Source organism: Bartonella sp. AD328YNZD, from assembly GCF_042196425.1.
In genome coordinates this window covers 1-1,126 of record NZ_JBHIQG010000553.1, presented here as the reverse complement: position 1 = coordinate 1,126, position 1,126 = coordinate 1, and the positions used below count along the sequence as shown (strand labels likewise).

At 36.3% G+C, this 1,126-nt stretch carries 2 protein-coding genes; both read right to left on the bottom strand.

All coding sequences use genetic code 11. The features are described 5' to 3' along the window. Positions 1 to 27: 27 nt before the first annotated feature. Positions 28 to 774, bottom strand: coding sequence for an amino acid ABC transporter ATP-binding protein (locus tag ACFIO3_RS13600; protein WP_375608743.1), 747 nt, complete (start codon positions 772 to 774; stop codon positions 28 to 30). 10 nt (positions 775 to 784) lie between these two features. Next, the coding region (locus ACFIO3_RS13595) for an ABC transporter permease subunit (RefSeq protein ID WP_375704639.1) at positions 785 to 1,126 on the bottom strand (342 nt) is incomplete at its 5' end.

Here is a 1,126-nt window from a genome sequence, read left to right as displayed (position 1 = left end):
AGATAGCTTTTTGTTATAATATAATGGTTAATGACTTAGGATCTTAGACAAAAATTCTTGCGTTCTCGGTTTTCTTGCTTGCGGATCAGAAAAGAACTCTTTAGATGAACAGTCTTCAAGAATTGTTCCTTGATCTATGAAAATAACACGCTCCGAGACTTTTTGTGCAAATCCCATTTCATGGGTTACACAAATCATCGTCATACCTTCTTCTGCTAAGCTAATCATGACATCGAGTACTTCACCTACCATTTCAGGATCTAGAGCAGATGTTGGTTCATCAAAAAGCATGACAAGTGGATCCATAGTTAAGGCACGTGCAATAGCAACCCGTTGTTGTTGCCCTCCAGAAAGTTGACCAGGATATTTATCTTTGTGTTCAATGAGTCCAACGCGTTCAAGATATAACAATCCACGTTCAAGTGCTTCTTTTTTGCTTCGTTTTAGGACTTTGATTTGTGCAATTGTCAAATTTTCTGTGACAGATAAATGGGGGAAAAGCTCGAAGTGTTGAAATACCATTCCTACCTGACTTCGCAATTTAGGCAGATTCGTTTGTTTTGAATGAACTGGTATTCCATTAATCCAAATTTCACCTTTTTGAAAAGGGACTAAAGCATTAATGGTTTTAATGAGTGTTGATTTTCCTGATCCTGATGGCCCACAAACGACAACAACTTCTCCTTTATTAATGTTGGTTGTACAGTTTTTAAGAACTTGAACTTCGCCATACCAGTTAGAAACATTTTTTATTTCGATCATATGAGTAGACATTTTTTCCCCGTTAGCGGATAATGGACACTTTTTTTTGTAAATACAAAACGATTTGTGACAGCGTAAAACAGATAACAAAATAGAAAATAGCTGCTAAGATATAAGCTTCTTGCTTTACACCAAAATTATTAGCAGCAATATCAAAGCCATTCAAAAGGCTATGACCACTGATGGCATAAACAAGGGTTGTATCCTGAAAAAGAATAATGACTTGTGTTAAAAAGACTGGAAGCATATCTCTAAAAGCTTGAGGAAGAATGACAATGTACATACTTTGCCAATATGTCATTCCAAGAGCTTTCCCCGCATATTTTTGTCCTTGCGAAACTGAATTTATGCCAGCACGCATAAT